Source organism: Klebsiella michiganensis (genome assembly GCF_015139575.1).
In the GTDB taxonomy this organism is placed as follows: domain Bacteria; phylum Pseudomonadota; class Gammaproteobacteria; order Enterobacterales; family Enterobacteriaceae; genus Klebsiella; species Klebsiella michiganensis.
Genome location: NZ_AP022547.1, coordinates 1421472 through 1445812, shown reverse-complemented (window position 1 = coordinate 1445812; position 24341 = coordinate 1421472). Strand labels below are relative to the sequence as shown.

The 24341-nt window shown below is 57.7% G+C and carries 19 protein-coding genes; 6 read left to right on the top strand and 13 right to left on the bottom strand.

What is annotated here, in order from left to right; all coding sequences use genetic code 11:
- Nucleotides 1-65 precede the first annotated feature (65 nt).
- From JLG71_RS06935 to JLG71_RS06925, 3 genes are all read right to left on the bottom strand, one after another.
- The gene (locus JLG71_RS06935) at nucleotides 66-902 is read right to left on the bottom strand and encodes an aldose 1-epimerase (RefSeq protein WP_200914025.1); all 837 of its coding nucleotides are present in this window, start codon (nucleotides 900-902) and stop codon (nucleotides 66-68) included.
- Nucleotides 902-2338, bottom strand: coding sequence for a sugar porter family MFS transporter (locus tag JLG71_RS06930; RefSeq protein WP_025106590.1), 1437 nt, complete (start codon nucleotides 2336-2338; stop codon nucleotides 902-904). Before JLG71_RS06930 ends, JLG71_RS06935 begins: the two co-directional genes overlap by 1 nt.
- A 70-nt stretch (nucleotides 2339-2408) precedes the next feature.
- Nucleotides 2409-5684, bottom strand: coding sequence for a DUF5107 domain-containing protein (locus JLG71_RS06925; protein WP_200914024.1), 3276 nt, complete (start codon nucleotides 5682-5684; stop codon nucleotides 2409-2411).
- Nucleotides 5685-5796: 112 nt separating this feature from the next.
- Here JLG71_RS06925 and JLG71_RS06920 point away from each other — a divergent pair, with 112 nt between their 5' ends.
- Nucleotides 5797-6993: an ROK family transcriptional regulator gene (locus tag JLG71_RS06920; protein ID WP_009654343.1), complete on the top strand. Its 1197-nt coding sequence runs from the start codon at nucleotides 5797-5799 to the stop codon at nucleotides 6991-6993.
- Between the two features lie 73 nt (nucleotides 6994-7066).
- On the top strand, nucleotides 7067-7489 hold the full coding sequence (locus tag JLG71_RS06915; RefSeq protein ID WP_025106587.1) for a DoxX family protein: 423 nt from the start codon (nucleotides 7067-7069) through the stop codon (nucleotides 7487-7489).
- A 55-nt stretch (nucleotides 7490-7544) separates the two neighbouring features.
- On the opposite strand, the gene glyA is transcribed toward JLG71_RS06915, so the two are convergent.
- Nucleotides 7545-8798, bottom strand: a complete 1254-nt coding sequence (gene glyA / locus JLG71_RS06910) for a serine hydroxymethyltransferase (protein ID WP_009654385.1) — start codon at nucleotides 8796-8798, stop codon at nucleotides 7545-7547.
- 325 nt (nucleotides 8799-9123) lie between these two features.
- Between glyA and hmpA the strand changes: the two genes are divergently transcribed.
- Nucleotides 9124-10314 carry an NO-inducible flavohemoprotein gene (gene hmpA / locus JLG71_RS06905; RefSeq protein ID WP_161506276.1) on the top strand — a complete coding sequence of 397 codons (1191 nt, stop codon included), beginning with the start codon at nucleotides 9124-9126 and terminating at the stop codon, nucleotides 10312-10314.
- 58 nt (nucleotides 10315-10372) lie between these two features.
- On the opposite strand, the gene glnB is transcribed toward hmpA, so the two are convergent.
- The 5 genes from glnB to purL all read right to left on the bottom strand — a co-directional run bounded on the left by glnB (nucleotide 10373) and on the right by purL (nucleotide 18705).
- Nucleotides 10373-10711 (bottom strand): nitrogen regulatory protein P-II, encoded by a 339-nt coding sequence (gene glnB, locus JLG71_RS06900; RefSeq protein ID WP_002914032.1) that lies wholly within the window; start codon nucleotides 10709-10711, stop codon nucleotides 10373-10375.
- 65 nt (nucleotides 10712-10776) lie between these two features.
- The gene (gene glrR, locus JLG71_RS06895; protein WP_014230390.1) at nucleotides 10777-12114 is read right to left on the bottom strand and encodes a two-component system response regulator GlrR; all 1338 of its coding nucleotides are present in this window, start codon (nucleotides 12112-12114) and stop codon (nucleotides 10777-10779) included.
- Nucleotides 12101-12805: a two-component system QseEF-associated lipoprotein QseG gene (qseG, locus tag JLG71_RS06890; protein WP_032750903.1), complete on the bottom strand. Its 705-nt coding sequence runs from the start codon at nucleotides 12803-12805 to the stop codon at nucleotides 12101-12103. The genes glrR and qseG overlap by 14 nt, the downstream gene beginning before the upstream one ends.
- A 13-nt stretch (nucleotides 12806-12818) precedes the next feature.
- Nucleotides 12819-14255, bottom strand: a complete 1437-nt coding sequence (locus JLG71_RS06885; RefSeq protein WP_025106584.1) for a sensor histidine kinase — start codon at nucleotides 14253-14255, stop codon at nucleotides 12819-12821.
- A gap of 562 nt (nucleotides 14256-14817) precedes the next feature.
- The gene (gene purL / locus JLG71_RS06880) at nucleotides 14818-18705 is read right to left on the bottom strand and encodes a phosphoribosylformylglycinamidine synthase (RefSeq protein ID WP_032751925.1); all 3888 of its coding nucleotides are present in this window, start codon (nucleotides 18703-18705) and stop codon (nucleotides 14818-14820) included.
- A gap of 174 nt (nucleotides 18706-18879) precedes the next feature.
- On the opposite strand from purL, the gene mltF reads away from it, so the two are divergent.
- The gene (mltF, locus tag JLG71_RS06875) at nucleotides 18880-20496 is read left to right on the top strand and encodes a membrane-bound lytic murein transglycosylase MltF (RefSeq protein ID WP_032720549.1); all 1617 of its coding nucleotides are present in this window, start codon (nucleotides 18880-18882) and stop codon (nucleotides 20494-20496) included.
- On the opposite strand, the gene tadA is transcribed toward mltF, so the two are convergent.
- Together tadA and yfhb are read right to left on the bottom strand one after the other, a co-directional pair.
- Entirely contained in the window at nucleotides 20493-20999 is a 507-nt protein-coding gene (tadA, locus tag JLG71_RS06870; protein WP_014230397.1) for a tRNA adenosine(34) deaminase TadA, read from the bottom strand. The genes mltF and tadA overlap by 4 nt on opposite strands.
- Nucleotides 21000-21057: 58 nt before the next feature.
- Complete coding sequence (yfhb, locus tag JLG71_RS06865) at nucleotides 21058-21693, bottom strand: phosphatidylglycerophosphatase C (RefSeq protein ID WP_004853258.1); 636 nt, start codon at nucleotides 21691-21693, stop codon at nucleotides 21058-21060.
- 209 nt (nucleotides 21694-21902) lie between these two features.
- On the opposite strand from yfhb, the gene JLG71_RS06860 reads away from it, so the two are divergent.
- Together JLG71_RS06860 and JLG71_RS06855 are read left to right on the top strand one after the other, a co-directional pair.
- A complete protein-coding gene (locus JLG71_RS06860; RefSeq protein ID WP_014230398.1) occupies nucleotides 21903-22751 on the top strand; it encodes a MurR/RpiR family transcriptional regulator in 849 nt (282 codons plus the stop codon).
- Nucleotides 22752-22917: 166 nt separating this feature from the next.
- A complete protein-coding gene (locus JLG71_RS06855) occupies nucleotides 22918-23178 on the top strand; it encodes a YfhL family 4Fe-4S dicluster ferredoxin (RefSeq protein ID WP_004114478.1) in 261 nt (86 codons plus the stop codon).
- Between the two features lie 46 nt (nucleotides 23179-23224).
- On the opposite strand, the gene acpS is transcribed toward JLG71_RS06855, so the two are convergent.
- Together acpS and pdxJ are read right to left on the bottom strand one after the other, a co-directional pair.
- Complete coding sequence (acpS, locus tag JLG71_RS06850; RefSeq protein WP_014230399.1) at nucleotides 23225-23605, bottom strand: holo-ACP synthase; 381 nt, start codon at nucleotides 23603-23605, stop codon at nucleotides 23225-23227.
- On the bottom strand, nucleotides 23605-24336 hold the full coding sequence (pdxJ, locus tag JLG71_RS06845; RefSeq protein ID WP_116280724.1) for a pyridoxine 5'-phosphate synthase: 732 nt from the start codon (nucleotides 24334-24336) through the stop codon (nucleotides 23605-23607). The genes acpS and pdxJ overlap by 1 nt, the downstream gene beginning before the upstream one ends.
- Between the last annotated feature and the right edge of the window lie 5 nt (nucleotides 24337-24341).

Sequence of the window (24341 nt, the reverse complement as noted above, 5' to 3'; positions counted from 1 at the left end):
AATGGAGGCGACAGTCTGGCGATAAAGCGGGGCGGGCGCAAGATACCCTCGCCCCAGATATGGCGCTATTCGCGCCCCTGTACGTCTATTTTCAGCGAAAAACTCAGCGTATCTCCGGCGCCTAAAACCCGCAGCCCCGGCTGTCCGTCCATGTTATGGGCGTTTACCGGATGACTTTGCGGCTCGAGGCAAAGGAACGGCTCGCCCTGCATTCTGAAAAGCATCAACCACGGAGTTTGCGAAAGAATTGTGATATCCATCACATCACTAATCACCCTCGCCCGCCCGCTCCAGCCGGAATAGCCCACGTTCAGCCAGCGATCCTCACCGTACTGCGCGTGGCTGAAATCGGCGTAGCCGGGCAACTGGCCTTGCCAGCCGAGAGGAAGATGCTGCTCCCCTTCCGGCCAGTAGCCGGCGGCTGCAAACTGCACCGTACCGCGCTTATCAAAAGGAAAAAACGGATGAAAACCGCAGCCATAGGGGATGGGCGTGCTACCGCAGTGGGTAAGCGTCAGAGCAGCCACCAGCTGGTTACGCAGCAGCTGGTAGCGGATCTGCGCCAGGTAATCGAAACCGCAGGCATGCTGCCGACGCAGCTGTAACACGCAATAGTCGCCGCCGCGCGCAATCATATCCCAGCGCTGCAGCCAACCGTCGCCGTGGAGAAAAAAATGCGCGTCGGCGTGGTGGCGAGGCAGAACTATCTCACGTCCCTGAAAAATAAAGCGGTTCCCGGCGACGCGATTGGCCAGCGGCAGCATCGGAAACATGCCGCCGGCGGGGTTTTCATACAGCACCGGCGCCTGATAATGCCGCGAGTATAAACTTTGCACTTTGCCGCCCAGAGAAGCGACGCGCATCCGCAGATGCGCGTTTTCCAGAATCCACTCTTCCGCCATTAGCGCGTCTGCTCCTGCTTCATCGCCTGAGCGCCCGCATGACGTTGCGCCAGCTGCTCTTCCAGGGCTTCGAGAGTGACCCCCTTCGTTTCCGGCACGTTGCGCAGAATATAGAGGTAGCCGGCAGCGCAAATGACGCCATACAGCAGGAAACTGCCCGCCGCGCCCAGTCCGGCATTAAGCAGCGGGAAAGTGTAGGTTAACAAGAAACAGGCAATCCACAGCGCCAGGGTGCCTAAGGACATCGCGAGTCCGCGAACGCGGTTGGGGAAGATTTCCGCCAGCAGTACCCAGGTAACCGGCGCCAGGGTCAAGGCGTAAATAGCAATCGCCGCCAGCACCAGCAGCAGAACGGGCCAGCCCATGATGCCCATGCCATAGGCGGCGGCAATCAGAACATAGATCAGCGTCAACCCTGAGGCACCGAGCAGCATTAATTTACGGCGGCCGATTTTATCCACCAGCGGCAGCGCGGCGAGGGTAAACACCAGGTTGACGATCCCCGTTGCGACGATCGATTTCAGCGTGCTGTTAATATCGAATCCCGCCGAGGCAAAAATCTCCTGCGCGTAGTTAAAGATGACGTTAATTCCGCACCACTGCTGGAAGACGGCGAGGACCATACCAATGATAACGATCGGTTTAACCTGCGGAGCCAGCAGCGCGCCGTAGGATATTTTATGGTTATCTTTTTCCAGCGTGTGCGCGATGTCGCGTAATATCCTGTCGGCATAGTCGGCGGAGCCAATGCGCTCCAGCGCGGCCCGGGCGCGATCCGGCTTACCGGCCTTCATGAGCCAGCGCGGCGACTCAGGAACAAAAAACATCAGCACCAAAAACGCCAGCGCAGGCACCAGTTCCGCGCCGAACATCCAGCGCCAGCCCATCTGCCCGTTCCAGGTCTCCACAATCATCTGCTGCGTCGCCCCCGTCGCTACGGGTTCCGCAATCATCAGGTTGATAAGCTGAGCGGCCAGCACGCCAATCACGATAGTGAGCTGGTTTATCGCAACAAAGCGCCCTCTTTTTTCTGCCGGGCTGACTTCCGCGATGTAAAGCGGGCTGAGCGCGGATGCCAGACCAATCCCCACGCCGCCCACAATGCGGTAAACCACAAACATGTCGAAACTGCTGGCAACCGCCGTCCCCCACGCCGAGGCGCTGAACAGCACGGCGGACAGTATTAAGGGCAGCTTACGCCCCAGTTTATCGGCGCACCATCCCGAGATTAATGCGCCGAAAACGCAGCCCACCAGCGCCGAGCTCATTGCCCAGCCGGACTGCGCCGGGTCGGTAATGGAAAACCAGGCTTCATAAAACGGCTTTGCGCCGCCAATCACCACCCAGTCATAGCCAAAGAGTAAACCACCGCAGGCGGCGACCAGACAGATAGTCCAGACGTAGCCCATTTTCAGATGTGTCTGCGCGTTATTCATAATGATTCCTCTATAAGGGAAACGCAGGGAACAGTAGGGTTCAGGCGGGCCAGGCCCGCCCGTTTCAGGTTCAGGAAAACATGCCGCTTTGCAGGGCATGACGAATCAGATGCGCCTTATCATGAGCCGGGTTCAGCTGCAGCAGCCGCTGCATCGCCTGCTGGCTGGCGGATAAGTTGCCCAGCCCCAGATGGCCCAGCGCTTCAATAAACAAACAGTGCTGCTGATGCTGCTGCTGCGCTGAAACATCGAGCACCACCAGATCCGGGAGAGAGACGGCAAAAAAGTCGGCTTGCGGAACGTCATCCCGATGCTGCCTGGCCCAGGCGATAAAATTCTGGAAGTGCTGCTCGGCCTGCGCCGGATTACCGCTCTTACGCAGCGCGATGCCCTGCCAGAAAAGGTAATCGGCGGGCTGATCGTTGTAGTAACGCCCGGCGTCCAGCGTTGAGCCCTCTTGCAGGGCAAGCTGGTAATATTCCGCTGCCCGGTGCGCATCCCCAGTCTGTTCCGCGCAATAGCCCAGCAAATACCAGATATCGTTGTCCGTCTGCCCGGGCAGCCGCCCCTCTCCCAGGTTATCGGGATAGCGTAACGCTTCATTCAGGCAGCGAGCGGCCTGCGTGAACGCCTTACGTTCGATCAACTGTAAAGCGCGATGGAGCTGATTGAGCAAATACTGGCCGGTAACTTTCCCCTCCCCGCCTTCCCAGGGATGAAATACGCGCGTACCGAGAATAGCGGCGGCATCGGCATAATGGCCGGCCGCGTTCCACAGGCTTAACAGCTCAGCGGTCAGGTCATCCCGTTTCAGCACCACCGCTTTGCGCGCCGCCAGCGTTTCCAGTCGTTCGTTTACCGGCGTACCCAGTGATTTTTTCAGGAAATCAAGCTCAAAGAGGAAGCGCGCGTTTTCGGGCTCAAGCTCTACGGCCCGCTGCAGATAAGCCAGCGCCTGCGCGGCATCCTGTTGTTTGTTCCAGGCGTAGACCCCCAGCAGACGATGAGCGGGCGCATAGTCGGGAGATTTTTCCAGCGTCTCGCGCCAGCAGCTTACCGCCTCTTCATAGCGACGTTTGCTGTACCAGAAGCAACCGAGCAGATAGCGGGCAAAAGCGCTATCGCTCAGGGTTTGCAGCATCTGGACTTCATCAAGCGTATTGGGGAAACGCACTTTTCGCGCATGGCTGCGCTCGGCTTCGGCAATTAACCGTTGCCGTTTATTCGCATCATCGCTTAACGAGGCGCGCCACAGCATCGGCAGCGCCTCCTGGCAATCCAGAACCTCAAGCACCTCCTTCGCCGCCTGCTTCTGACCGATGGAGAGCAGCCAGCCCGCCAGCAGGCTGCCGTTGATCCCTCTGCGCCCCGTTACGCGCAGCAGGCCCGCGCGCGACTCATCGCCCGGCGCAATCATCCAGCGCGCGCAGTGCAGCGGATAGCTCAACGGGTATTGTTCGAGGCAGACGACAATATACGCCTGTGCCTCTTTCGTCCGCCCGCTGTTCGCTAACGCCAGCGCTTTCAGCCCCATAGCCAGATGGTTGCTGGCGTTAAACTGCAGGCTGGTGTTGACCTTTTCCAGCGCGTCGGCGGTATCGCCACGCTTCATCGCCAGCCTTGCCAGCGCCCACCAGGCGGCATCGCGGCAGTTACCGCTCCAGGACGCTTTGTAATAGCAATCCCATGCTCCAGCTTCATCGCCCTGCCTTTCCAGCGCGCTGCCAAGCAGCATGCTGGCTTCGCCATCGCGCGGATTTTTATTCAGACGATGGGCGCGAAGTAGCGCGGCCCGGGCACATTGCTCCGCCAGCCCCCAGTCGGCGCAATTAAACGCCAGCGTCCCGAGGGCAACATTATTGCGGTAATCCTGCGGATCGAGGGCTATCGCCCGGCGATAGTAATCCGCGGCATAGCGGCTTGCATGATTGTATTGTTCAAGATGCTGGCCGATAAAATAGAGCTCATCGCCGTTGTGAATCTCTTCCGGCATCGCCGGCGCGCAGGCAGGTTCGGGCAGGGGCGTCTGCTGAGTAATATGTTCCTGATAATCCAGCAGCGGCTGGTTGTCTGCGGTTTTCACCCTAATGGTTAAGCGCCGGGCGTCATTTTCCGGCAGCGTATGCTGCCAGCTCTCGCCGGGCTTCAGCGTAAGCTGAGTTTCATACAGCGGCTGCTTTTCCGCGCTGAGTTCAACAACAATATTTTCCAGCGGCGCAATGGCGTAAACGCCGAGCTGCAGCTGCTCCGTCTCACGAACCAGCTTCAGCGCCAGCTGCGTATTGGCATTTTGCACCATCCCCAGCTCGCTGTAGGGAAGGAAGTTTTGCACAAACACCTTCTCTTCATAAGGCGCAAGCCAGGTAAAGTCAGGCTGGTTATCGGTGTAGACGCCGGTCATCAGCTCGATATAGGGGCCATTTTCGTCGGTCAGATTGCGGTCCCACGCCTGGCCAAAGTCGCCATAGCCCCAGCTCCACTGTTTTTTGCCCGGCGAGACGTGATGGTCGGCAACATGCAGCAGCCCACCGCGCTCGTCGTGGTGATAAGCGCCGACAAAGTCGTAGTCCGATTTCTCCGCCATATACGAGGTGGGTACCGGAACGTTTTTATAACGGGAGATATCGACGCCCGCAGAATAGTCCACTTTGTAGTAGGTGCCGGTGGCGATGGGAAAAGCGGAAACATCGCGCTTGCCGTGATCGAATACGGCGGTGACGTCGGGTGGAAACACGCTCTGGTGAGCATCGCCGCCTTTGACCGCCGGGTTGGCCCACCACAGGAAATGACGCGGCGTTGCGTTACCATTAAAAACCTTACCGGTGATTTCAATCAGCGCGCGGTCAGGATAGAGAGTAAACCCGGTCATGACCTGTAAACCGCGCATGGGCTCCGCTTCCCCCATCCATACGGTCTGCACGCCGTTTTCCCCGCGCTGGATCGAAAAATCGACCGGCATAAAGGTCGTCGGGCGGTGATGCTGCGGCCAATTGAACTCGATACCGCCGGAGATCCAGGGCCCCAGTAGCCCTACCAGGGCGGGCTTAACGACTTCATTGTAATAGACGAAATCGCGCTGTTTGACTTTGTCATACGCCCGGTGAATACGTCCGCCAAGCTCAGGCAGCAGCATGATACGAATGAAATCATTCTCCATCCATACTGCCTGATAATCGCGCATTTCACGCTCGCCGGTCAGGGTATCTATCACGCCATAGGGATAGACGTTGCCGGAGGAACCCTGATAAACGCGCTTTTCCAGAAACATGGGGTTCGGATCCTCCGCCCCCGTCGTCCACGTAGGTAATGTAATTGTTTCCTGCCAGACCTTAACCGAACCGTACATGACGCCTCCACTAAACGAAATAAAGTAAAACTTGCTATGAGAGGAGTTTATATCGCCATTTAGCTGCTAAAATGCGCAACGCTCACGCAATATAGTTAAGGGGGTTAAGTGTATGCAGCGCACCGGTTTGAATAACGCCCGGGTCAGGCAGGCCAACAAATCAATTTTTCTCTCCCACCTCTGGCGGGAGAAACAGCTCAGTAAATCCCAGCTTTCCCAGCTCACCGGGCTCTCTATTCCGGCTGTGAGCAACATTCTTGCCGAACTGCTTAGCGAGGGATTGATCGGCCATTCCACGGAAAAAATGAGCAAGCGCGGCGTGAACAGCGGAAGCTACCAGATCCCCGAACACGGTGCCTGGACGCTATGCATGAATATCACGCCGACCAGCATTGAGTATCAGCTTGCCGATGCCCGACTGCTGGCGGTTGACGGCCACCAGCATTTGCCCATCGATGCCCCCACGCCGCAGGCCCTTCTGGAAGCCATCGTGGAATGCTGGCGACGTATACACCGCCGCTACCCGCAGCACAGCATCAATCTCGCGCTTGGCGTTCATGGGCAGGTTGATCCGGTAACCGGGGTGTCACAAACCATGCCCCAGGCGCGCTGGAAAACGCCGATTGAAATAAAGTATCTGCTGGAGGAACAGCTCGGCGTGCAGGTGCGGGTGGATAATGACTGCGTGATGCTGGCGCTGGCGGAGAAGTGGCAGCATCAGGGTATACAGCCGGATTTTTGCGTGATTAACGTCGATTACGGTATCGGCTCGTCATTTGTGATTAACGATCAGATTTATCGAGGAAGCCTCTACGGCAGCGGGCAGATAGGACACACGATTGTGAATCCTGACGGCAAGGCCTGCGACTGCGGGAGATACGGTTGCCTCGAAACCGTAGCGTCCCTCAGCGCGTTGAAAAAGCAGGCGCGGATGTGGCTCAAAACGCAGCCGGAAGCGCAGCGCTCTCCCGAGCAATTAACCACGGCATCGCTCATTGAAGCCTGGGAACAGGGAGACGTGCATATTCGCGCATGGGTTGATAGCGCGGCCAACGCCATTGGCTTAAGCCTTTATAATTTCTTAAATATTTTGAATATTAATCAGATCTGGCTATACGGACGCAGCTGCGCCTTTGGCGAACAATGGCTGGAAAGTATCGTTAAACAAACCGGCTTTAATCCCTTTGACCACGGCGATACGCCGCGAGCGCACGCCACTCAAATCGGCTTTGGCAAACTGACCCGCGCCCAGCAGCTGATGGGGATCGGTTATCTGTACGTGGAGGAACAGCTGCAAACGCTGCGTTAATCGTCAGCGGACGTGGCGGAGCGCAAATTTGTGTATTACGTTTAAATCACACGTCTCTCATAACGAGCTGATTATGAACACTCTACGCTACTTTGACTTTGGCTCCTCCCGCTCTCTGCTGCTGCTGATTGCGCGTATCGCGGTGGTGGTGCTGTTTATCCTTTTCGGCTATCCCAAGCTGCTCGGCTTTAGCGGCACGGTGCAGTACATGGCCTCCTCCGGCGCGCCGATGCCAACGCTTGCGGCCATCATTGCCATTATTATGGAAGTGCCGGCGGCCATTTTAATTGTGCTGGGCTTTTTCACCCGCCCGCTGGCGGTGATCTTTATTTTTTATACCCTCGGTACCGCGGTGATTGGCCATCACTACTGGGATATGACCGGCGATGCGGTTCTGCCGAACATGATTAACTTCTGGAAAAACATCAGTATTGCCGGTGCCTTCCTGCTGCTGGCGATAACCGGTCCCGGGGCGATTTCGCTCGACCGCCGCTAATCAACAGACGCAAAAAAGGCCGCATCAGCGGCCTTTTTTATGTCAACGCTAACGCTTACGCATAAACCGGGAAGCGTGCGCAGATATCCAGCACTTTACCCTTCACGCGCTCAATGACAGCTTCGTCATTGATGTTGTCCAGCACGTCGCACATCCAGCCGGCCAGCTCTTTCACTTCCGCTTCTTTAAAGCCGCGACGGGTGACTGCCGGAGAACCGATACGGATGCCGGAGGTCACAAACGGGCTCTTCGGATCGTTCGGCACGCTGTTTTTGTTGACGGTGATGTTAGCACGGCCCAGCGCAGCGTCCGCTTCTTTACCGGTCAGGTTTTTATCGACCAGATCCAGCAGGAACAGGTGGTTTTCAGTGCCGCCGGAAACCACTTTGTAGCCGCGGTTCAGGAACACTTCTACCATTGCCTTCGCGTTTTTCGCTACCTGCTGCTGGTAAACTTTGAACTCCGGCTCCATCGCTTCTTTCAGCGCAACGGCTTTCGCCGCGATAACGTGCATCAGCGGGCCGCCCTGGGCGCTAGGGAATACGGCAGAGTTCAGTTTTTTGTACAGCTCTTCGCTGCCGCCTTTCGCCAGGATCAGGCCGCCGCGCGGACCGGCCAGGGTCTTGTGGGTAGTTGTGGTCACGACGTGAGCATGCGGAACCGGGTTCGGATAAACGCCAGCGGCGATCAGACCGGCAACGTGGGCCATGTCGACGAACAGGTATGCGCCGATGCTGTCAGCGATTTCGCGCATTTTTGCCCAGTCAACCACGCCGGAATAAGCGGAGAAACCACCGATAATCATCTTCGGTTTATGTTCCTGAGCCTGCTTAGCCATGTCTTCATAGTCAATTTTACCGGACTCATCGATGCCGTAAGGAATGATGTTGTACAGTTTGCCGGAGAAGTTGACCGGGGAGCCGTGAGTCAGGTGACCACCCTGCGCCAGGTTCATACCCAGAACGGTATCGCCCGGCTGCAGCAGAGCGGTATAGACCGCGAAGTTAGCCTGGGAGCCGGAGTGCGGCTGCACGTTAGCGTAGTCAGCGCCGAACAGCTCTTTGGCGCGATCGATAGCCAGCTGCTCTACGATATCGACGTATTCACAGCCGCCGTAGTAGCGCTTGCCCGGATATCCTTCAGCGTATTTGTTGGTCAGCTGAGAGCCCTGCGCCTGCATAACGCGCGGGCTGGTGTAGTTTTCGGAGGCGATCAGTTCGATGTGCTCTTCCTGACGTACTTTTTCTTGCTCCATAGCCTGCCACAGTTCGGCATCATAATCGGCAATGTTCATTTCACGCTTTAACATCCGCATCTCCTGACTCAGCTAACAATAAAATTTCGGCCTAAAAAGGCGGTCCACCTGGACAACGGCCCACAGTATAACTGAATCATTCTGCGATAACAGGTCTTGACAAAGGATTTTACGCAAACGATTGGCTCGGCGTTACACAAGGCTTTGAGCAATAAAGCACCTTCGATTATCAACGGATTTCTTTTCAGGTTTGTGATGCAAATAATTCATGTTGTAACTGCCTTACGGCAAAGTGTTAAAGAACCATTTACAAAGCAGGGTTATTTTTATAAGATGCATTTAATATGCATCATTAAGATAACCTATAAAGGAAGCTGCTATGCTCGACGCGCAAACCATCGCTACGGTGAAAGCCACCATCCCTCTGCTGGTTGAAACCGGTCCGAAACTGACCGCCCATTTTTACGACCGCATGTTTGCTCATAATCCCGAACTCAAAGAAATCTTTAATATGAGTAATCAGCGCAACGGCGACCAGCGCGAGGCGCTGTTCAACGCCATTGCCGCCTATGCCAGCAATCTTGAGAACCTGCCCGCCCTGCTGCCGGCGGTGGAAAAAATCGCCCAGAAGCACACCAGCTTCCAGATCCAGCCCGAGCAGTACAATATTGTCGGCACCCACCTGCTGGCCACCCTTGACGAGATGTTCAGCCCGGGTCAGGAAGTGCTGGATGCCTGGGGCAAGGCCTACGGCGTGCTGGCCAACGTCTTTATTAATCGTGAAGCGCAAATCTACAGCGAAAGCGCCAGTAAAACCGGCGGCTGGGAAGGCACCCGCGCGTTCCGCATCGTCAGAAAAACGCCGCGCAGCGCGCTGATTACCAGCTTTGAGTTTGAGCCGGTCGACGGCGGCGCGGTCGCTGAATACCATCCGGGCCAGTACCTGGCGGTCTGGCTGAAGCCGGAAGGCTTTCCGCATCAGGAAATTCGTCAGTACTCTTTGACCCGCAAACCCGACGGCAAAGGCTATCGCATTGCGGTTAAGCGTGAAAACGGCGGCCAGGTTTCAAACTGGCTGCATGATTCTGCGAAAGAAGGCGACGTGATTTACCTGGCCGCGCCGGCCGGCGATTTTTTCCTCAACGTGGCGCCGGAAACGCCGGTCACGCTGCTCTCCGGCGGCGTCGGTCAGACGCCGATGCTGGCGATGCTGGACACGCTGGCAAAAGCACAGCATCCGGCGCAGGTGAACTGGTTCCACGCGGCAGAGAATGGCGACGTGCACGCCTTCGCGGAGGAAGTGAAAGCGCTGGGTGAAACCCTGCCGAAGTTTACTTCTCACGTCTGGTACCGCAGCCCGAGCGAAGCGGACCGTGACGCCGGCGCGTTTGACAGCGAAGGTTTGATGGATTTAGCGGCCCTGGCCGACAAGATCGGCGACCCGCAGATGCAGTTCTATCTCTGCGGCCCGGTGGCGTTTATGCAGTTTGCCGCGAAGCAGCTGGTAGATCTGGGCGTGAGCAGCGGCAACATTCATTACGAGTGCTTCGGCCCGCACAAGGTGCTGTAAACAGAGCGATGGATGCAGGCGGCCCGGAAATTATCGGGCCGCCATTCGGTTTGTCAGCTTAAATCGCCGCGTCGTCTTCTTCGCCGGTGCGGATACGAATCACGCGCGCGACATCGAAAACAAAGATCTTACCGTCGCCGATTTTGCCGGTCTGCGCCGTACGGATAATGGTATCCACGCAGGTATCGACGATATCATCGGTGACAACGATTTCGATTTTCACTTTCGGCAGAAAATCGACCATATACTCCGCGCCGCGATACAGCTCGGTATGCCCCTTCTGGCGGCCAAAACCTTTCACTTCCGTTACCGTCATCCCGGTGATGCCGACTTCGGCCAGCGCTTCACGCACGTCATCCAGTTTGAAGGGTTTAATAATCGCATCAATCTTTTTCATGGTGTTCCTGTTTTAGTCGCGTAACCGGTTGCTAACCGTATCATAACTTGCGTCATCACGCGGAGCTACTCTTTAAAGTCGTTAGCGTCGAGCTCGTGGCGCGACAGCAGCTTATAAAATTCGGTGCGGTTGCGCCCCGCCATCCGCGCCGCATGCGTGACGTTGCCTTTAGTGATTTGCAGCAGCTTGCGCAGGTAATTGAGCTCAAACTGATTCCGCGCCTCAACAAAGGTCGGCAGCGCGGTGTTTTCCCCTTCCAGCGCCTGCTCCACCAGGGCGTCGCTAATGACCGGCGAAGAGGTTAGCGCCACGCACTGCTCAATCACGTTCACCAGCTGGCGCACGTTGCCCGGCCATTTTGCGGCCATCAGCCGCTTCATCGCATCGGTGGAGAACGCGCGAACAAAGGGTTTGTGGCGATCGGCGGACTGGCGCAGCAGATGGTTCGCCAGCAGCGGAATATCTTCCGTACGCTCGGCCAGCGGCGGGATTTTCAGATTCACCACGTTGAGACGATAAAACAGATCTTCGCGAAACTCGCCGCGCGCCATGGCCTTCGGCAGGTCGCGATGGGTCGCAGAAATAATCCGCACATCAATGTCGATATCGCGGTTGCTGCCCAGCGGGCGCACTTTACGCTCCTGCAGGACGCGCAGCAGTTTAACCTGCAGCGCCACCGGCATATCGCCGATTTCATCAAGAAACAGGGTCCCGCCTTCTGCGGCCTGGAATAGCCCCTCGCGATTGCTGACCGCGCCGGTAAAAGCGCCGCGGGCGTGGCCAAACAGCTCTGACTCCAGCAACTGCTCGGGAAGCGCGCCGCAGTTAATGGCGACAAAAGGTTTATCGCGGCGCGGGCTGGCGTTATGAATTGCCTGGGCGACAATCTCCTTGCCGGTACCGCTCTGGCCGTTAATCAGTACGCTGACGTCCGACTGCGCCACCATCCCGGCCTGCTCCAGCAGACGCTCCATCAGCGGGCTGCGGGTCACAATCGCCTGGCGCCAGCGCTCATCGGTGGTGGGCGCGCTCTGCTCCAGCGCGTCATCAATCGCTTTATACAGAGCGTCTTTATCCACCGGCTTGGTGAGAAAGCTAAATACGCCCTGCTGGGTCGCGGCAACGGCGTCCGGAATGGAACCGTGCGCGGTGAGAATGATCACCGGCATTCCCGGCTGAACCTTCTGGATTTCGCTGAACAGCTGGAGGCCGTCCATCTCGTCCATCCGCAGGTCGCTGACCACCAGGTCGACTTTGTCGCGGCTCAGGGTGCGCAGGGCCTCCGGCCCGCTCTCGGCGGTCAGTACGCTGTATCCTTCGCTGACAAGACGCATGCCCAGCAGCTTCAGCAGCCCCGGATCGTCGTCCACCAACAGCAGGCGGGCGGGTTTACGGATCGTCATGAATCACCTCCGGGACCTTCTCGCCGCCATGCCCGGCGTCCGGGCTGAAGTTCCCGCCGGGTTTACGGCTGGAGAGCTGGCGCTCGATGTCGGTGAGATTCTCCAGCTTGCGGGTCGTCAGTTCGAGCTGACTGCGAAGTTCAATTTCCTGCTGACGCAGCGTCTCCAGCTCCGCATCGCTTGACTGCTGCAATTTGGCGTAGCGGGAGCGCTCCTCAATCAGCTGAAGCTGCCGGCCCTGGGCATCGCGCCAGAGCTGATAAAGCGGGCGAACCTGGGCGGCGATTTGCGGGCTGAAGGCATCCAGACTGGCCACCAGATCGCGACGTTCGTTGGGCGTAATTTTGGCATCGGCCAGTAAAATGCCGCGTTTAAAGGCATCCTGCCAGCTGTTGGCATCGTGCTGCCGGGCTTCAGCCCGCGCCTGTACCGGAGCAAGGCGATCCGCGCAGTCAATTCCCCGCAGCCAGTAAAGCGGGTTTTTATCACTGGCCTCGCTTTGCAGGCTCCAGATGTCGGCGCACTCCACCGAAAGAAAATCGGCGACCTGATGCTGCGGCAGCGCGGAGAGCGTTTTGCCATCCGCGGCGTGTGGTGATGTAGAGGCGGAACATCCCGCCAGCGCCAGGCAGGACATGCCTGACAGCAGCCATCCCCTGAGGGGACGGACAAGTGCGAAGAAGTGGGACATATTCACCCGATAGTTATACGTTATTTTGTCCAGACTCGGCGACGGGGAGCGTGATACGAAAACAGATTAGCCCTGATTTATCATCAACCAGGCTCAGCTCGCCCTGCATTTGCCGTACGCAGTCGCGGGCAATGCTCAGCCCCAGACCGCTGCCTTTTACCGCCCCTTTACGCTGGTGGCTTCCCTGATAAAAAGGCTCAAAAATCATGTTTCTCTCTGCGGGCGGGATCGGCTCGCCGTCGTTAATGACGTCAATGCGCACCTGCTCGCCGTGCCGATAGCTATGAATGCGAATGTTACCGGATTCAGCACCATAGTGCACCGCATTGGAGTAGAGATTATCCAGGACGCTCACCAGCAGAGCGGGCTCCGCTTCGCATAAACGCTCGCTGAGCAACAGTTCGGTATGCATCATTTTAGCTCTTGCCGGCAGGCTATGGGCAGAAACCACATTTTCCACCAGTTCGGCCAGGTTTACCGTCTCGCGCGCAATCGGGCCATCGGCCTGTTTACGGTTGTAATCCAGCAGCTGCTCGATCAGCTTTTGCAGGTTGCGGCTGCTGTTATCGAGAATTTCAACGATCTCCTGCTGCTCGGGCGTCAGCGGCCCGGCCACCCGGTCGGCAAGCAGTTCCGTCCCTTCGCGCATGCTGGCCAGCGGCGTTTTCAGCTCATGGGAAAGATGGCGCAGGAACTGATGACGCTGGGATTCCAGCCAGGCAAGGCGTTCGCTCAGCCAGATAATGCGTTTACCGACGGAGCGCAGCTCGCGCGGACCGGTAAACAGCGCGGCGTCGTCCAGCGACTTCCCCTCCCCCAGTCGGTTGATCATTCTCTCAATGCCCTTCACCGGGCCGATAATCATGCGGGTGAACAGCAGCACCAGCGCCAGGCTGAGCAGGAACAGCACCAGCGCCTGCCAGCCGAAGAACTGCCCGCGCTCGGCGATTTCCTGCTGCAGCTGCTGCCCGCGCGAATAGACCACCGTTCGGGTTGCCTGCACCATGTCGCTATTGGCCGAGGCAAACGCTTCCAGGCTGGCGGCTGACTTCGCCGCCGGACCGCTATTTTTACACTGTAGCTCGGCCAGATCGTCGAGATCCTGACGCAGCGCCTGCCAGATTTTCTCATCGGGCAGGACGCCCGCGTGAGCATCAAGCATTTCGCTGTAGCGTTGGCGCTGATTCTGGTAGACCCGCGCCAGCGTCGGATCGTCCAGCACGCAGTACTGACGGTAGCTACGTTCCATCTCCAGCGATGCGTTAATCATCGCTTCGCTGCGGCGGGCGTCGATAAGGGTAGTACGGTTGATATGCGCCGCCTGCGCGCTCAGCGCGTTGAGGCTTTGCCACGCCTGCCATGCCAGCACCAGCAGCGGCAGCAGGATCAGCACGAAGGATAGCGTGACCAGCTGGCGCAGCGAACGGGGGAAAAGGGAGAGTCGCTTCACGGATAGGGTCTCAATCATTAGCTCATGACGATGCTAACCGAGGACGCAATAAACATCTACGCCGGAAATAATAAAGCCAGGCTACAGGAGCCTGGCTTTATTAAGAAATGAGGCGGTGCCTTACTCGACGTTTCGCCCGATGACTGATAAAGCAGAGCTGTTATCAGGAGTTGGACGGCAGGCACCTGTTTGTGCGTCATTCGAAGTTTATGTAGCGCGTCCCGAAGGGGCTGACATAAGAAGGTGAATGAGCCACTGGTTATAATTATGCACGAACTATGCCACATCTCAAAACATTTTATTAACACAATGAAATATAATACCTTTTTACTATTCATGGACATGAATGATGATGGTCGGTTTATGCGCAAAGTGTCGCTGATTAGCAACACCGGATGAATGGTTTAGCAATGCTATTATAAATCAATATGTTAAGTGTCACCTTTTGACGACACTGCTATAGCGCGTTTGTCGGCGATCCCCGACACCTGCTGTCGATACGCCTCACCAATAAAAAAGCCCCCTGCGCGGGCAGGAGGCTTAATGCGATTTGTGAGCGGTTTTAGCCCAGCTGTTTACGCGCGTTGCGGAAAATACGCATCCACGGGCTGTCTTCGCCCCAGTTTTCCGGATGCCAGGAGTTCGACACGGTGCGGAACACGCGTTCCGGGTGCGGCATCATGATGGTCGCGCGCCCGCTTTCGCTGGTCACCGCGGTGATACCGTTCGGCGAACCGTTCGGGTTAGCCGGATAGTTTTCCGTCACCTTACCGACGTTGTCGACAAAGCGCAGCGCCACCAGGCCTTTGCTTTCCAGCTGCGCCAGATGCGCGCCATCGCGGACTTCCACCTGTCCTTCACCGTGAGATACGGCAATCGGCATCATTGACCCCACCATCCCCTGCAGCAGCAGCGACGGGCTCTGGGTCACTTCAACCAGGCTGAAGCGCGCTTCAAAGCGGTCCGACTGGTTACGCACAAAGCGCGGCCACAGCTCGCTGCCCGGGATCAGCTCGCGCAGGTTAGACATCATCTGGCAGCCGTTGCATACGCCCAGCGCCAGGGTTTGCGGACGATGGAAGAAGGTGGCAAATTCGTCGCGAACCCGCTCATTGAACAGGATCGATTTCGCCCAGCCCTCACCCGCGCCTAAAACGTCACCGTAGGAGAAGCCGCCGCAGGCCACCAGCGCCTGGAAGTCAGCAAGACCGGTACGCCCCGCCAGCAGGTCGCTCATGTGCACGTCGATGGCATCAAAGCCCGCGCGATGAAACGCCGCGGCCATTTCGACATGGGAGTTCACGCCCTGCTCGCGCAGCACCGCAACCTTCGGACGCGCGCCGGTGGCAATATAAGGCGCAGCGATATCCTCATTGATATCGAAGGAGAGCTTCACGTTAAGGCCCGGATCGGCATCGTTGGCTTTCGCCTCGTGCTCCTGGTCGGCGCACTCCGGGTTATCGCGCAGACGCTGCATTTGCCAGGTGGTTTCTGCCCACCACATGCGCAGCGTTGTGCGGCTTTCGCTGAATACCGGGTGACCGTCGGCCTCGATGATAAAGCGATCGCCCGTCGTGGCCTGGCCAAGATAGTGAACGCAATCCGCCAGACCATGAGCGGCCAGCAGCGCTTCCACCGCCTGGCGGTCGGCGGCACGAACCTGAATCACCCCGCCAAGCTCTTCGTTAAACAGCGCGGCCAGACGATCCTCGCCGAGCGCGGCGATATCAACCTTGACGCCGCAGTGGCCGGTAAAGGCCATCTCGGCCAGCGTGACCAGCAGACCGCCGTCAGACCGGTCGTGCCACGCCAGCAGCTTACCTTCGGCCACCAGCGCCTGCATTGCGTCCCAGAAGCCTTTCAGCTGCGCGACATCGCGCACGTCGGCGGTCACATCGCCAAGCTGACGATAAACCTGCGCCAGCGCGGTCGCGCCCAGCGCATTGTTCCCCTTGCCTAAATCAATCAGCAGCAGGGCGTTGTCTTCGGTCGCGAGCTGTGGGGTGACGGTACGGCGTACGTCTTCCACGCGAGCAAAGGCGGAAATCACCAGCGACAGCGGAGAGGTCATCTCGCGCTGTTCAGCACCTTCCTGCCAGCGGGTTTTCATCGACATGGAGTCTTTACCCACCGGAATGGTCAGTCCCAGGGCCGGACAGAGCTCTTCGCCAACCGCTTTTACCGCTTCATATAAACCGGCGTCTTCGCCCGGGTGACCGGCTGCGGCCATCCAGTTTGCCGACAGCTTCACGCGATTGAGCGCGCCAATCTGCGTCGCCGCGATGTTGGTCAGCGCCTCGCCGACCGCCAGACGGGCGGAAGCGGCAAAGTCCAGCAGCGCCACCGGCGCGCGCTCGCCAATGGACATGGCTTCGCCATAGTAGCTGTCGAGACTGGCGGTGGTCACCGCGCAGTTAGCCACCGGGATCTGCCACGGACCCACCATCTGATCGCGCGCCACCATACCGGTGACGGTACGGTCACCGATGGTGACGAGGAAGGTTTTCTCCGCCACGGTCGGCAGGTGCAGCACGCGATTCACCGCGTCGGCAATAGTGATTCCCTGGCGTTCCAGACTCTGGCCCTGGGCTTTGAGCGTCTGCACGTCGCGGGTCATTTTCGGCGTTTTGCCCAGCAGCACGTCAAGCGGCAGGTCGATCGGGCGATCGTCAAAGTGAGTATCGTCGAGGCTCAGATGCAGCGCTTCGGTCGCTTCGCCAATCACAGCATACGGCGCGCGTTCGCGGCGGCACAGCTCATCAAACAGCGGCAGCTGCTCCGGCGCGACCGCCAGCACATAACGTTCCTGCGATTCGTTACACCAGATCTCCAGCGGGCTCATGCCCGGCTCATCGCTGAGGATATCGCGCAGCTGGAATTTACCGCCGCGTCCGCCGTCGCTGACCAGTTCAGGCATCGCGTTCGACAAACCGCCGGCGCCGACGTCGTGGATAAACAGAATCGGGTTGGCGTCGCCCAGCTGCCAGCAGCGGTCGATAACTTCCTGGCAACGACGTTCCATTTCCGGGTTGTCGCGCTGTACGGAGGCGAAATCGAGATCGGCATCGGACTGGCCGGAAGCCATTGAAGAGGCCGCGCCGCCGCCAAGACCGATGTTCATCGCCGGACCGCCGAGAACAATCAGCTTCGCGCCGACGACGATCTCGCCCTTCTGCACGTGTTCGCCGCGAATGTTGCCGATACCGCCCGCCAGCATAATGGGCTTGTGATAGCCGCGCAGCTCTTCGCCGTTGTGGCTGCTCACTTTCTCTTCATAGGTACGGAAGTAACCGTTGAGCGCCGGACGACCAAATTCGTTGTTAAACGCCGCGCCGCCCAGCGGGCCTTCGGTCATGATATCCAGCGCGGTGACGATACGCTCCGGCTTACCGAAATCCTCTTCCCACGGCTGCTCAAACCCCGGAATACGCAGGTTGGAAACCGAGAAGCCCACCAGACCCGCTTTCGGCTTCGCGCCGCGCCCGGTGGCGCCTTCATCGCGAATTTCGCCGCCGGAACCGGTCGCCGCGCCCGGCCACGGAGAGATCGCCGTCGGGTGGTTATGGGTTTCGACCTTCATCAGAATATGCGCGTCTTCCTGGTGGAAGTCGTAGCGGCCGGTTTCGTGGTCGGCGAAGTAGCGCCCCACGGCTGAACCTTCCATTACCGCGGCGTTGTCTTTATAAGCAGACAGCACGTAGTCCGGGGTTTTCTCGAAGGTGTTTTTGATCATTTTAAACAGCGACTTCGGCTGCTTTTCGCCATCAATGACCCAGTCGGCGTTAAAAATCTTGTGTCGGCAGTGCTCGGAGTTAGCCTGCGCGAACATATAGAGTTCGATATCGTTCGGGTTGCGCCCCAGCTTCTGGAAAGCATCCTGCAAATAGTCGATTTCATCATCCGCCAGCGCCAGCCCCAGACGGAGGTTGGCGTCAATCAGCGCCTGACGGCCCAGGCCCAGCAGATCAACGCTGGTGACCGGGGTTGGCTGATGGTGGGCGAAGAGTTTTTCACCCTCTTCCAGCGCGCCAAAGACGCTTTCCATCATGCGGTCATGCAGTTCGGCCGCCACCTGCGACCACTGTTCGTCATTCAGGCTGCTCGCTTCGACGTAATACGCCACGCCGCGCTCCAGGCGCAAAACCTGTGACAGGCCGCAGTTATGGGCGATGTCGGTAGCTTTAGAAGACCAGGGAGAGATGGTGCCGGGACGGGGGGTAACGAGCAGTAGCTTGCCGGTCGGGGTATGGCTGCTTAAGTTCGGGCCATACTTGAGCAATCTTGCCAGGCTCTCGCGATCGTCGCCGCTGAGCGGGGCGCTGAGGTCGGCAAAATGAACGTACTCGGCATAAAGGGTGCTGACCGGAAGGTTGGCCGCCTGGAAACGTGCCAGCAGTTTATTGATACGGAATGCCGACAGTGCAGGTGAACCACGCAAAATTTCCATCATAAGTCTCTCGTCTTCGAAGCTTTCATGGTGAGCCAGGGGGGAAACGGGCGCCATTATAGTGAATCCTGCGCCCCGACGAAACCGTTTGCGTAGAAATAAAATGATTGCCGGGGTTTATCAATTAATGTGACTCATCTCGCGAATAAGTTGCCAACTGGCGCATTCTTAAGCAAAATGCCGCTCATTCTAGGACAACCTTTTACTTTTTCTGGTCATAATCTGCTGAGGAACGCGAAGCTGCAGAAGATTAACTATCTGAAAAAACTAAAGATTAATTATCTGCTCATCGGCATTGTGACCCTCCTGCTGGCGGCTGCCCTGTGGCCGTCTCTCCCGTGGATGGGAAAACCAGAAAACCGCGTGGCGGGGATCATGGCGCGCGGAGAACTGCGAATCAGCACCATTAATTCGCCGATGACCTTCGCGACCATCAATGACAAGACCTACGGTTTTGATTATGAGCTGGCGCAGCAGTTTGCCGACTACCTCGGCGTCGAGCTCAAAGTCACCGTCAGGCAGAATATCAGCCAGCTATTCGACGACCTCGATGAAGGCAAAGCCGACATGCTGGCAGCCGGGCTGGTCTACAACTCCGAGCGGGTGAAAAACTATCAGGTCGGGCCGACCTACTATTCCGTTTCGCAACAGCTGGTGTATCGCAAAGGCAACCTGCGTCCGCGCACCCTGGCAAACATCACCGCCGCGCAGCTGGCCATCGCTCCCGGGCACGTGGCGATTAACGATCTGCAGGCATTGAAAAAGCAAAAATATCCCGACCTTGAGTGGCACGTGGACGATAAGCGAGGCACGACGGCGCTGATGCAGGCGGTTATCGATGGCAAACTCGACTATACCGTCGCTGATTCGGTCGCCGTCAGTCTGTTCCAGCGCGTTCACCCGGAGCTGGCCGTCGCCCTCGATATTAGCGACGAACAGCCAGTCACCTGGTTTAGCGAAAAAGGTGAGGATAATTCCCTGCCGGCGGCAATGCTCGATTTCTTCAATAACATTAACGAAGATGGCACCCTGGCGAGGCTGGAGGAGAAATACCTCGGCCACGGCAACGATTTTGACTACGTTGACACCCGCACCTTCCTGCGCGCCGTGGAGAGCGTCCTCCCTGACCTGCAGCCGATGTTTGAAAAATACGCCCGACAGATAGACTGGCGGCTGCTGGCGGCTATCTCATGGCAGGAATCGCACTGGGATCCGCAGGCCACCTCTCCGACGGGCGTTCGCGGGATAATGATGCTGACCCGCAATACGGCGCAAAGCCTGGGCCTGACCGATCGTACCGACGCCGAGCAAAGCCTCGACGGCGGCATGCGTTATTTACAGGACATGATGAATAAAGTGCCGGAGTCGGTCCCACAGGACGAGCGCATCTGGTTTGCGCTGGCGGCTTATAATATGGGCTACGCGCACATGCTTGACGCGATGGCGCTGACCAAAAAGCAGAAAGGCAACCCGAATAGCTGGGCGGATGTGAAGCAGCGTCTGCCGTTGCTAAGCCAGAAAAACTACTACAGCCGACTGAAGTACGGCTTTGCACGCGGGCACGAAGCCTACGCCTACGTCGAAAATATCCGCAAATATCATATTAGCCTCGTGGGCTATCTCTCTGAAAAAGAGAAAAAAGACGCGCAGATGGCGGCCTTAGGCGAACACTATCCGGCGGTCATGCCGGATGAGCTGGATAAAGAAGAGCAGTACACCAGGTCCTTTTTTAACTTTCGCGCCGAAACGCTGGTCGATAACGCAAAATTAAAAATCCCCGGAATGGGGCATTAATCTTGCGCCTGTTGGCCCGCTCGCTTTAGCGCTTTTTTCTCTTCCCGCCGCCAGCGGAAGAAATCGCTCAGCATGCCGGAACAGGCCTCCGCCATAACACCTTCCGCTATTTCTACCCGATGGTTCATACCCGGATGATGCAGCACATCAATCAGCGACCCGGCGGCGCCGGTTTTCGCATCCCTGGCGCCAAACACCAGTCGGGAAATACGGCTGTGCACCATTGCCCCGGCGCACATCACACAGGGTTCGAGAGTAACGTACAGCGTTGCGTCAATCAGGCGATAGTTTTGCAACACCAGTCCGCCCTGACGCAGCGCCATAATCTCGGCGTGCGCGGTGGGATCGTGGCGGCCGATGGGCCGGTTCCAGCCCTCGCCGATGACCTGATGATTATGCACCAGCACGGCGCCGACCGGCACCTCGCCCTCTTCCCAGGCGCGTTTGGCCAGCGTCAGAGCGTGACGCATCCAGTATTCATCATTTAATTCATGGTCAGACAAAGCGGGCACTCCTGCAGAAAAGCGGGGCGCATTATACATGGGCGCTATGTATTACACACTATTCTAACTGCTGAAGATCGCCCTGCGGCGTTACCCGCCAGCGGTGCTGGCAAAAAGAGAGCAGCGGGTTGTCCTGCTCGCTGTCGCTGTAGCCGCTATACAAGCGCAGCGGTGCGCCGATCTTTTGTTCCAGCTGCGTCACTTTTTCATTACCGAGACAGCGCAGGGTTAACCCCCAGCCGCCGTAGCGTCGCTCCATTCGGCTGGCGATCAGATTCACCCGCGGCAGCCAGGCGGTATCAAAATAGACCTGTTCAACCAGCGACTGCGGCGAACCGGTGATCAGCCAGACGTCAGCGTCCGTGCTGGTCAGATAATGTTTAAGCCGCGCCTGAACAACCGGGAATGCCGTGACGTGCTGGCGAAACCAGCGAACAAAATTGGCCTCCAGGCGTTTAAGCTGCTGCTCGCTGCGTCCGAAGGTTGATGCCCAGAGCAGCAGGCTCATCGGCCAGCGCGCGGCGCGACCGTATAACATCAGTCCGGCCGCGATAACCGGCAATAAAGGAAGCAGCAGCAGCGCGTTCAGCGGCTGATGGCGCAGGGCATAGCGCAAAAAGCTGCCGAACATATCCTGCTGATGCAAGGTTCCATCCAGATCAAAGAAAACCACTCTCCGCGTGCTGCTATTCAAAACCCACTCCCCTGAACGATCGCATGATAACCAATAGCTTAACAGCCTTACGTCGCCAATAGCGAAAACATACGCTGCTGTTGAATCCGTATTAAGAAAACGTCTTTGCCGAGAAATCTTAGGCACAGAATTTTTAATTCGCGATAATCCTCTTATAATCGAATACAAAATTCTTTCAGCCGAGGGTGAAGCTGTCCTCCGGAGCCGCTATGAACTGTTTGACCCGTATTCGCCAGCGCTATCCGACGTTGGCCGCAAGCGATAAAAAACTGGCCGATTTCATTCTGGCTCAACCGGATCAAACCCGCCACCTCAGCTCGCAGCAGCTGGCGGGCGAAGCCGGCGTCAGCCAGTCAAGCGTAGTGAAATTTGCGCAGAAGATGGGGTTCAAAGGCTTCCCGGCGTTAAAGCTGGCGTTGAGCGAAGCCCTGGCAAGCGCGCCGACTCCGCAATCCGTACCGGTGCATAACCAGATTCGCGGCGACGATCCCCTGCGCCTGGTTGGCGAAAAGCTGATTAAAGATAACGTCGCGGCCATGCACGCCTCGCTGGACGTCAACACCGAAGAGAAGCTGCTGGAAGCCGTCACGCTGTTGCGCCACGCCCGTCGGGTCATCATTACCGGCATCGGCGCGTCGGGCCTGGTGGCGAGAAACTTTAGCTGGAAGCTGATGAAAATCGGTATTAACGCGGTATCAGAACAGGATATGCACGCCCTGCTGGCGACGGTACAGGCGATGTCTCCGGACGATCTGCTGCTGGCCATCTCCTATTCCGGTGAACGACGCGAGATCAATATGGCGGCCGGTGAAGCGCTGCGGGTAGGAAGCCAGATCCTGGCGATCACCGGCTTTAACCCCAACGCGCTTCAGCAGCAGGCGACGCTGTGCCTGTACACCATTGCGGAAGAGCAGGCCACGCGTAGCGCCGCGATCTCCTCCACCAGCGCGCAAATGATGTTGACCGATCTTCTGTTTATGGGGCTGGTGCAGCAGGATCTTGAGCACGCTCCAGAGCGGATTCGCCATAGCGAAGCGCTGGTGAAAAAGCTGGTGTAACCCCGAGTGCCCTGCCCGCTGTCAAAAGCACACACTCTCTTATTGGCTCAGGCCGGGCAAAATTTCTCCGCTGCGGATGGTCGCACCGCGGTTGAAAAGAGCTGGCCCGGGCGAAAAATGGGCGTATAATGCCCGCCCTGTTTGTGTTGTTTCTGAGAATTTCCTGATGGCGCTGTTAATCACCAAAAAATGCATCAACTGCGATATGTGCGAGCCGGAGTGCCCGAATGAGGCGATATCCATGGGTGATAGCATTTATGAAATTAACAGCGATCGCTGCACCGAATGCGTTGGCCACTATGATACGCCGACCTGCCAGAAGGTGTGCCCGATCCCAAATACCATTCTGAAAGATCCGGCCCATAACGAAAATGAAGAGCAGCTGTGGGATAAGTTTGTCCTGCTGCACCACGCGGACAAACTGTGATATTGCCGGATGGCGGCGTTAACCGACCTCTCCGGCCTGTAACACTCTAGCTTTCGATAATCACCGTGGCGCAGGCATAGTGACGCTCGTCGGCCAGCGTCACGTGAATGCTGCTTACGCCCATGCGCTCGGCCAGACTCTTCGCTTCGCCCCACAATCGCAGCTTTGGCTTACCCAGCTCGTCGTTGTAAACCTCAAACTGATTAAACGCCAGCCCATTGCGGATGCCGGTACCAAGCGCCTTGGCCGCCGCTTCTTTAACGGCAAAACGCTTGGCCAGAAAACGGACCGGCTGCTGATGCTGTTCCCATATCGCCCACTCGCTATCGCTCAGGACGCGACGCGCCAGACGATCGCCGCTGCGGGCAATTACCGCTTCAATACGGGCAATTTCTACAATATCAGTACCCAGTCCGAGAATGGCCATCAGGCGCGCGCTTCCTGCATCAAGCGCTTCATGTCCGCCACCGCCTCTTTCAGGCCGCTCATCACCGCACGGCCAATAATCGCGTGGCCGATGTTCAGCTCGTGCATTTCCGGCAGCGCGGCAATGGCCTTCACGTTATGGTAGGTCAAACCGTGACCGGCATTAACCTTCAGCCCCAGGCTGGCGGCATAGGTCGCCGCTTTGGCAATACGCTCCAGCTCTTTTGCCTGCTCAGCGTCAGTTTGCGCATCAGCATAGCATCCGGTGTGAATTTCGATATAAGGCGCGCCAACGTCCGCTGCCGCCTTAATTTGCGCGTTGTCCGCGTCAATAAACAGCGAAACCAGGATACCGGCATCGGCAAGGCGTTTACAGGCGTCGCGCATTTTGTCGAGCTGGCCCGCCACGTCCAGTCCACCTTCGGTGGTCACTTCCTGACGTTTTTCGGGCACCAGGCAGCAAAAATGGGGCTGAGTCTCACAGGCAATCTTCAGCATCTCTTCCGTCACCGCCATCTCAAGGTTCATGCGGGTATCCAGCGTCTGGCGCAAAATACGGACATCGCGATCGGTAATATGGCGACGATCTTCGCGCAGATGGACGGTAATACCGTCAGCGCCGGCCTGCTCGGCGATAAAGGCCGCCTGGACCGGATCCGGATAAGCGGTACCGCGAGCGTTGCGTAATGTCGCAATGTGGTCAATATTGACCCCCAACAGTAATTCAGCCATGACAA

Coding starts and splice junctions, on each gene's coding strand:
- qseG (WP_032750903.1), bottom strand. CDS start 12,805: ATGTCCCACTTCTTCGCACTTGTCCGTCCCCTCAGGGGATGGCTGCTG.
- glyA (WP_009654385.1), bottom strand. CDS start 8,798: ATGTTAAAGCGTGAAATGAACATTGCCGATTATGATGCCGAACTGTGG.
- acpS (WP_014230399.1), bottom strand. CDS start 23,605: ATGGCCATTCTCGGACTGGGTACTGATATTGTAGAAATTGCCCGTATT.
- JLG71_RS06860 (WP_014230398.1), top strand. CDS start 21,903: ATGAACTGTTTGACCCGTATTCGCCAGCGCTATCCGACGTTGGCCGCA.
- mltF (WP_032720549.1), top strand. CDS start 18,880: ATGCCGCTCATTCTAGGACAACCTTTTACTTTTTCTGGTCATAATCTG.
- JLG71_RS06920 (WP_009654343.1), top strand. CDS start 5,797: ATGCAGCGCACCGGTTTGAATAACGCCCGGGTCAGGCAGGCCAACAAA.
- purL (WP_032751925.1), bottom strand. CDS start 18,705: ATGATGGAAATTTTGCGTGGTTCACCTGCACTGTCGGCATTCCGTATC.
- JLG71_RS06855 (WP_004114478.1), top strand. CDS start 22,918: ATGGCGCTGTTAATCACCAAAAAATGCATCAACTGCGATATGTGCGAG.
- JLG71_RS06935 (WP_200914025.1), bottom strand. CDS start 902: ATGGCGGAAGAGTGGATTCTGGAAAACGCGCATCTGCGGATGCGCGTC.
- JLG71_RS06925 (WP_200914024.1), bottom strand. CDS start 5,684: ATGTACGGTTCGGTTAAGGTCTGGCAGGAAACAATTACATTACCTACG.
- JLG71_RS06930 (WP_025106590.1), bottom strand. CDS start 2,338: ATGAATAACGCGCAGACACATCTGAAAATGGGCTACGTCTGGACTATC.
- glnB (WP_002914032.1), bottom strand. CDS start 10,711: ATGAAAAAGATTGATGCGATTATTAAACCCTTCAAACTGGATGACGTG.
- hmpA (WP_161506276.1), top strand. CDS start 9,124: ATGCTCGACGCGCAAACCATCGCTACGGTGAAAGCCACCATCCCTCTG.
- pdxJ (WP_116280724.1), bottom strand. CDS start 24,336: ATGGCTGAATTACTGTTGGGGGTCAATATTGACCACATTGCGACATTA.
- glrR (WP_014230390.1), bottom strand. CDS start 12,114: ATGACGATCCGTAAACCCGCCCGCCTGCTGTTGGTGGACGACGATCCG.
- JLG71_RS06915 (WP_025106587.1), top strand. CDS start 7,067: ATGAACACTCTACGCTACTTTGACTTTGGCTCCTCCCGCTCTCTGCTG.